Source organism: Priestia sp. P5_B4 (assembly GCF_056400385.1).
Map to the genome: position 1 here is coordinate 1 of NZ_JBFULJ010000999.1, position 1,293 is coordinate 1,293.

General features: G+C 37.5%; 1 protein-coding gene and 1 pseudogene. Both read left to right on the top strand.

All coding sequences use genetic code 11. The features are described from left to right. Positions 1-2: 2 nt before the first annotated feature. Positions 3-836, top strand: a complete 834-nt coding sequence (locus AC1DRF_RS28260; RefSeq protein ID WP_477742339.1) for a DegV family protein — start codon at positions 3-5, stop codon at positions 834-836. Between the two features lie 150 nt (positions 837-986). Beyond that, a pseudogene (locus tag AC1DRF_RS28265) lies at positions 987-1,293 on the top strand (ATP-binding protein); the annotation flags it as partial.

The following is a 1,293-nucleotide window of genomic DNA, read 5'->3' on the forward strand; positions in this document are numbered from 1 at the left end:
AAATTAAAGTGGTAACGGATTCAACAATTGATTTAACGTTGGAAGAAGCTGAAAAATACGGTATTGAGATGATACCTTTATGTATTAACATTGATAATGAAACGTATTTAGATCGCGTGGAATTAACGCCGACAGATTTTATTGAAAAAATGAAAAATTCAAAAGAATTACCAAAAAGCTCTCAGCCAGCTATTGGTTCTTTTGTTGAAGTATATGAACGATTAGTTAGTGAAGGGTATGACGTCATTTCGATTCATATGACTGGGGGAATGAGCGGAACTGTTCGAGCAGCTGAAAGCGCGGCTCAAATGGTAGAAGGAAACATCACCGTTGTTGATTCTATGTACATTACAAAAGCTCTTTCGTTTCAAGTCTTTGAAGCGGTGAAAATGATTGAAGATGGGCACACAGTAGAAGAAATTATCACGCGCTTGGAAGAGGTGCGTCAAAATACGAATCTTTTTGTCGTAGTTGATACGCTTGAAAATTTGGTTAAAGGTGGACGTATTGGACGAGGAAAAGGATTGATCGGTTCTCTTTTAAATATTAAGCCAATTGCTTCTCTAGCTGACGGAGTATATACTCCTGTTGCTAAAGTGCGCAGCCATTCTCAAATTGTTAAGTTTTTAACGAAACAGTTCGAAGAGCATACAGAAGGAAAAAGTATTAAAGGAGTAGGGCTTGTACATGCAGATGGATTTGGGCTCGCCTCTAAGTTAAAAGAATCAATTGTGAAGGCAAGGGGCTATACGCAATTTTCGATTGAAGATACGACGCCTATTATTTCAACGCATACAGGTATTGGTGCAATTGGTTTTATGTATTTTGCTGAATAAAGTGGGTTGCTTTTTGCAAGTCACTTTTTTGGCTTTCTCTTTTTTGGAAAAAGAGGAAAGAGAAGTGKACAAACGTGTGATATAATAGAATCAACTTTCTACCAGCGAATGCTGTGCTGGTTACTATTCTTTTGAATCCGGAGTATACCGATGAAAAAATATATTCGAAGTTTGAGTGTGTTTAACAAAACGGTTTTATTTTCTACTTTAATTGTAGTTGCCCTTGGAGTCATTTCTTTAGCCATTAGCTATCAAGTTCAAAAAAAGATGGCAAAAGAGACACTAACGCAGCACGCGTTAATTATGGCCGATTTATGGAGGGAGTCTTTATCTAAACAAGACGTAATAGCAGCAGTGGATTCAAGGAACGGGACGATTCCTGAAAAAGACGAGCTAGAAAAGCAGTTCAGAAAGATTTACCAATTGCATCCGTCGTACTTGCAGGGATATATTATGA